This is a genomic window from uncultured Mailhella sp. (assembly GCF_947631555.1).
Lineage (GTDB): Bacteria > Desulfobacterota > Desulfovibrionia > Desulfovibrionales > Desulfovibrionaceae > Mailhella.
Genome location: NZ_CANRLT010000102.1, coordinates 1 through 6,167, shown reverse-complemented (window position 1 = coordinate 6,167; position 6,167 = coordinate 1). Strand labels below are relative to the sequence as shown.

The 6,167-nt window shown below is 57.0% G+C and carries 6 protein-coding genes; 3 read left to right on the top strand and 3 right to left on the bottom strand.

Going from position 1 to position 6,167, the window contains the following annotated elements; translation table 11 throughout:
- The first annotated feature begins 184 nt into the window (after positions 1-184).
- Positions 185-1,162: a glucokinase gene (locus Q0Z94_RS10625; protein ID WP_298069539.1), complete on the top strand. Its 978-nt coding sequence runs from the start codon at positions 185-187 to the stop codon at positions 1,160-1,162.
- A 93-nt stretch (positions 1,163-1,255) separates the two neighbouring features.
- On the opposite strand, the gene Q0Z94_RS10620 is transcribed toward Q0Z94_RS10625, so the two are convergent.
- The 3 genes from Q0Z94_RS10620 to Q0Z94_RS10610 all read right to left on the bottom strand — a co-directional run bounded on the left by Q0Z94_RS10620 (position 1,256) and on the right by Q0Z94_RS10610 (position 4,911).
- On the bottom strand, positions 1,256-1,747 hold the full coding sequence (locus Q0Z94_RS10620) for a translation initiation factor IF-2 (protein ID WP_298069537.1): 492 nt from the start codon (positions 1,745-1,747) through the stop codon (positions 1,256-1,258).
- Positions 1,744-3,843 (bottom strand): TRAP transporter permease, encoded by a 2,100-nt coding sequence (locus Q0Z94_RS10615; protein WP_298069535.1) that lies wholly within the window; start codon positions 3,841-3,843, stop codon positions 1,744-1,746. Before Q0Z94_RS10615 ends, Q0Z94_RS10620 begins: the two co-directional genes overlap by 4 nt.
- A gap of 84 nt (positions 3,844-3,927) precedes the next feature.
- A complete protein-coding gene (locus Q0Z94_RS10610) occupies positions 3,928-4,911 on the bottom strand; it encodes a TAXI family TRAP transporter solute-binding subunit (RefSeq protein ID WP_298069533.1) in 984 nt (327 codons plus the stop codon).
- Between the two features lie 270 nt (positions 4,912-5,181).
- On the opposite strand from Q0Z94_RS10610, the gene Q0Z94_RS10605 reads away from it, so the two are divergent.
- Both Q0Z94_RS10605 and Q0Z94_RS10600 read left to right on the top strand, forming a co-directional pair.
- Entirely contained in the window at positions 5,182-5,523 is a 342-nt protein-coding gene (locus Q0Z94_RS10605) for a metalloregulator ArsR/SmtB family transcription factor (protein WP_298069532.1), read from the top strand.
- 38 nt (positions 5,524-5,561) lie between these two features.
- A partial coding sequence (locus Q0Z94_RS10600) for a hypothetical protein (protein ID WP_298069530.1) occupies positions 5,562-6,167 on the top strand: 606 nt, incomplete at its 3' end.

The following is a 6,167-nucleotide window of genomic DNA, read 5'->3' as shown; positions in this document are numbered from 1 at the left end:
AAATCCCCATCTGTTTACAAAGTTCAGCCTAGCGGGGCTTTCTTACTTTGTCCACCTGATGGGGTGCATATCACTAGCGGGGCTTTCTTACTTTGTCCACCTGATGGGGTGCATATCAGTAAACGGGGATTTTGACGCCACAACGCTGTTGGCGTATGCTTGCGGTGCAGGATAAGGAAAAGCCATGAGACTATTTGCCGCCATCGATCTGGGAGGAACGCATTGCCGTTTCGCAAAGTTCAGGGAAACGCCGCGCCGCCTGGAGCTGGAAGCTGTGGAGCAGTGCGCTACCGCTGAACTGAAACGTACGGAATCCGTTCTGGAAAAATGGGAACAGACGCTGCACACTAAGCTGTCGGCTGTGGACGCCTTGGTCTTGGGGGTTGCAGGACCTGTGCGGGATCCTCTGCATGCACGTCTGAGCAATGCTCCGCTGGAAATCGATCTGCGCAATGCGGCTTCCCGTTTCGGCATAAAGACCTGCTGTGTGGTTAATGACTTTGTGTGCGAGGCGTATGCCTGCCTTACTCCTGCGGGAGAGCGTTCCCTGCCTGTGCTGGGGACGGAACTTCCCCTCTTGTTGGCGGCCGAGTCCGAAGCTGTGCCTGTCGCCGTCCTGGGATCAGGTACGGGGCTGGGGACAAGCTGGCTCGTGCCGTACCGTGACGCCGGAAAACAGCGCTGGCGAGCCTTGCCAGCGGAAGCCGGTCATATGGCCTTTGCCTTTGTGGGGCGTGAAGAAGAGGAATTTGCCGCCTTTGCCCGCAAACAGACGGGACAGGTTCTCCTGCGGGGGGATGACCTTGTCACGGGCAGAGGTGTGGCGCTGCTTCACCATTTTTTGACTGGGCGGGTCTTGTCTCCGGAGCAGGCAGCCGCTGAGGGGCTGAACAGTGCCTGTGCCACGCAATGCTGGTATGCCCGTTTTCTTGGTCGTGTCTGTGCGCACTGGGGACTGTGCACGCTCTGCTTCGGCGGACTCTTCCTGACTGGCGGCATGGTTCGGCGCAATCCTGCCGTTCTCGCACACCCGGCCTTTGCCGAAGGCTTTTTCATGGCTCCCGGGCTGGAGGTCCTGGAGCGTATCCCTGTCCGTCGCTGTGTTGACCCTTACAGCGGACTGTGGGGGGCGGCCTGGCTTGCTGCGCATGGCAGATCCTGAAGTTTGGAAACTCAACTATTCTGGCCGGCAGCAATAGAGAAGCCCGCCCCGGAGGTTACCGGAGCGGGCAGAAGAAGAGCCTGAAGCAGCGGATTATTCTACCTTGTGCGTCCGCCAGATGTGCCGCAGCGGGTGCGTTTCATTATAATGTTCGTGGAACGCCTTGAGGCGCCGCTGCATCCGCAGCACTCTGCGCATGATTTCGCTGAGGCCGAAGAAAGCCGTTGAAAGCAGTATGCTGATGGTCAGGCAGCCGAAGGCCGCAAACAGATAGAGGCGGTCGATTGCCGGATTGTTCGTATCCATCTGCCAGGCAAGCAGAAAAAACGCCAGAATGCCCAGCATCCACAGCAAATGAGCGCAGCCCTTGAGTATGCTTTCCATGGGGATACGCGCATAGGGGTTGACTTCTACCAATGCCGTCCATTCATCGCTGCCGCATTCCGGGCAGCGGGCTAGGTAATCGGGGAAGATGGTTCTGCAATGAGCGCATTGCAGTTCCTGAGTGATGGCAGACGGTTTTTTGTGCGTCTTGTGCCGGATACGCAGTGCGGGCTTGGCCAGAAGGCCCTTTCTTTTTTTCATGCAGAGGCCTCCTTTGTGGCAGATTTTTTATTCAGACTGCCTTTCTGTATGAGGAAGAGGAGTCCCATAATCCCCAGACCGATGATATAGCCAAAGTAGCGCAGTTCGTGCGGCAGGAAGATATCCATGACCAAAGCCGGGTACATCAGGATGACCGCAGCCGCCAGCAGAAGCAGTCGGTCAAGCGGCGTCGTGTGTTTGATGTACCAGCCCTGCACCATAGACGTAAAGCAGATCATGCCAAGAGAGGTCATGCAGAAGATCATGATGGCTTCAGGGATACTGTGGATGTTCCACAGAATAAGGTCGTGGTTGAAGATAAAGCAGAAGGGCAGAAGGGCTGTACGGATATCGTAGAAGAATCCCTGTATGCCGACGGCAATGGGCGAGGCGTTGGCGATGGCGGCTCCCGCATAGGCAGCGAGGCCCACGGGCGGCGTATCATCAGCCAGAATGCCGAAGTAGAAGCAGTAGAGGTGCGCCGCCATGAGCGGGACGGCAAGCTGTACGCCGTGGATGCTGAACTCTGAAGCAAGTTCCACGAGTACGGGAGCCGTGAGCGAGGCCATGATGATGTAGTTTGCCGTGGTGGGCAGCCCCATACCCAGAAGCAGGCTGGTGGCCGCCGTGATGATGAGTAGCAGGAAGATATTCCCCATGGAGAGGATTTCCACGAAAGAGGTAATCTGCTGCCCCAGTCCGAGGGAGACGCAGCCGACGATGATGCCCGCGGTGGCAGTGGCAAGAGCCACGCCTGCCATGTTGGTAGCGCCTGCGGCCATGGCGTGGAGCGTGAGAGACACGCCTTCCTTGAAGGCCTGCCATTTGGAGGTCTTGTGTACGATGGCAATGCATACGGGTTGGAAGACCATGATGATGGTCAGAACTACGATGGCACGGAACACGGAAAGCTCTGCGGAGTGCTGGAGAAAGATGAGTTCGTAGAGCAGCATGCACAGAGGCAGCAGGAAATGCATACCGCCGCGCAGGACTTCCAGAGTACGGGGAAGTTCTTCGCGGGGCAGCCCCTTCAGACCGAGCTTGCAGGCTTCAACGTGGGTAATCCAGAGGAGTGCCGCGTAGGAGGCGAAGGCAGGTATGGCGGCTGCCTTGGCGACTTCGATATAGGGCACGTTGACGTATTCAGCGATGATGAATGCTGCCGCGCCCATGACGGGCGGGGCAAGCTGGCCGTTGACGGAAGAGGCCACTTCAATGGCAGCCGCCTTGACCGCGGGATAGCCCACCCTCTTCATGAGAGGAATAGTGAAGGTGCCCGTGGTCACAACGTTGGCGATGCTGGAACCGGAGACCATGCCGGAAAGGGCGGAGCTGAACACCGCGGCCTTGGCGGCGCCGCCGCGGTAGTGCCCCAGTCCGCTGATGGCGAGCTGGGTGAAGAAGGTTCCGCCGCCCGCGCGGTCGAGCATGGTGCCGAAGAGTACGAATAGAAATACAACGGTGGCTGATACCTGAAGGGGAATGCCGTAAATGCCCTGAGTGTCCATGGTGATCTGCGAGATGAAGCGGGAGATCGATGCACCCTTGAAGGCGAGGAAGTCGGGCAGGTACGGCCCTGTAAACACATAGAGGATAAAGATGGAAGAAATGACGGGCAGCGCGGGGCCGAGCACACGGCGTGAGGCTTCCAGAAGCAGGACAACGAGCAGGACGCCCATGAGAACATCGCGGGCAATGGGCGAACCGGGGCGAGCCGAGATGCCGGAATAGTCGAGCAGGATATAGAGAGCCGCTACCGTGGCTAGGATTCCGAGTATGTAATCCATCACGGTGACGCGGTTCATGGCGAGGAGTATGCGCAAGTCCCAGCGTGAGGACGCCGAAGGCTTGAGCATGGGAATATTCAGGTAGACCAGAAGAATGGCGAAGGCCAGATGGATGGATTTGACAAAGACGGAGTCCAGAAGGAGGAAGCTGGCGGTAGCCATCTGGAACAGGGACCAGCAAAGAGCTATGACAAACGTGATCTTTGCCGTGATGCCCATCGTGTCGCCGCGCAGACCGTGTTCGGCATGGGCCAGTTCTTCCTTGTATTTGTCTCCCAGGGGGGTGTCCTGAATGTGCTTTTGCGGCATGGGAAAATCCACGGAGTTAGGGGTCAAAAAGAGAAGGCGGGGGCAGACCCGGTCTGGCCCCCGCCGTGCGGTCAAAGGGGGAGCTTACTTGAGGAGACCGGCTTCCCTGTAGTACTTTTCCGCACCCGGGTGCAGAGGAGCGGTACGACCTTCGAGAAGGGTTTCCTTGGTGATGCTCGCCAGAGCGGGATGGAGAGACTTGAATTCATCAAGGTTTTCCACCACTTCCTTGGTGATGGCATAAACTACATCATCGGGGATGTCGGCAGAGGTCACGAAGGTAGCCAGCATACCGATGGTCTCCACCGCGCCGTCGGCGGCGTTGGTGGCGTCAGGATAGTAGGACATATCGATCTTGGTCTTGGAATAGTAGGGGCATTCCTTGAGCAGGCTGTCCATGCCGGTGATGGGCACGATGCGGCACTTGCGCTTGCCGGCGGTGGCTTCCTTGATGTTCCCGGCGGGATGCCCGAGAGTGTAGAAGTAGCCATCGATCTTGCCGTCCTGAACGGTATGGGGAGCGTCGGCAGGTTTCAGGCTCTCGCCCTTGAAGTCCTTTTCAGGATCAAGACCGGCAGCACGGAATACCTGAAGGGCGTTCACACGGTTGCCGGACCCCGGGTCGCCAAGGTTGATGACCTTGCCCTTGACGTCCATGACACTCTTGATGTTGGCGTCTTCAGCCGCAACGAAAGTGATGGCTTCGGGGGCGAGAGCGAACACGAAGCGCAGCTTGGTCACCGGCTTGCCTTCCCAGTCGCCGATGCCCTTGTAGGCCATGTATTGAGTATCAGCCTGCGCAATGCCGAATTCCAGGTCGCCGCTGTTGATGGCGTTGATGTTGAACTTGGACGCACCCGTGGATTCCACGCTGGCACGGATGTTGTAGATATCCTTTTTCGCATTGATGATCTTGGCGATGGCACCGCCGGTGGGGTAGTACACGCCGGTGATGCCGCCCGTGCCGATGGTGACAAAGGTAGCCTTGGCGGCCAGAGCATCCGTGCTCAGAGCACCGGTGAGGATCAGGGCTGCGCCGAGAGCGGCGGTGAGGAATCCTTTAAACATGAGAAGCCTCCTGAAAAGAACAAGTGGTTTATCTTTGACAAAAACGGAAGATGCCCGACACAAAGCAGAGGAAGAACACAGGCTCAGCCTCCGAAAATGATAATGCCATGGTTGTTCGGTTATCGCAAGTCAGATAAAAATGACAAAAATGAAAAATTTATCCCATGGGGACAGGAAAAACAACTTTGGGGCGCTTGACAGAACAGAATAATCCTTGTTTATTTGGCGTATCAAACAACTATTATTTTCTGGACAACGCCCGAGGCGAAGATGTTTCAGTTATCCCGTTCCACAAACTACACTGACGCACAGGCGGCCATGTTTAAAGCTCTGGGGCATCCCAGCCGTCTGCGTATGGCGGAAGCGCTTATGAATGGTCCTCTGTGCGTCGGCGAACTGCGGAAACTCATCAATGCGGACATGTCAACAGCATCCCGGCATCTCGCGATTCTGCGCACCGCTGGGATCATCGCCGATGAAAAGCGGGGACAGAACGTCTACTATACGCTGCGGCTCACCTGCCTGCGCCAGTTTCTCCTCGGTACGGCGGCGGAACTTGACAAGCAGACCCAGGCGCGGCAGGCGCAGCTTTCGGCAATGATGGCTCCGTGAGCCGTGCGTTGCCGGCGGCGTTGAAAAGGGAATAAAATTTGTATAAAAAGCCAAATAAACAACTTTTGAGAAAAAAGCTGAATACAAAAACGGCACACAAAAATCTATCGGAAGGAAAAAATATTTTTAAATTTTTTCAGAAAACGCCGCTTCTGGAAAGAGGGCAGTCGAACGGGTTCGTTGATGCGATGAGAGTGTGTGGCCTTTCTGAGGACGGAAAAGCCGAGTTCAACGCCCGCAGGTATGGTGAAAAGCAGGAAGCAAAGCACAAGCTCCTGTCCCTTCCTTCATCAAAAATTCCTTTGTGGTTTGAGACCTTCCCCTTCAGAGGGAAAAGAGTAGTTTACAAAACGGCGAAGCCGATGAAATCCTATTCCGTAACCTCTTCCTCCCTTAACCGCCGGAGGCGCGAGCGTCAGCGAGCTGATAGCGAAGGCGGCGTGTTCGTCAGGCTCTGCCTGCGAACATGGTCACGCCGCCGAAGCGGGGAAAGTCGCGCGAGCGTCAGCGAGCTGATAGCGGAGGCGGCGTGTTTGTCCGGCTCTGCCGGCGAACATGGTCACGCCACCGAAGCGGGGAAGGGAGGGGCAATCCGCACGGCCCCTATCCGCCGGTTGCGGAGTCAGTCGGCGGATGGGGGCGAC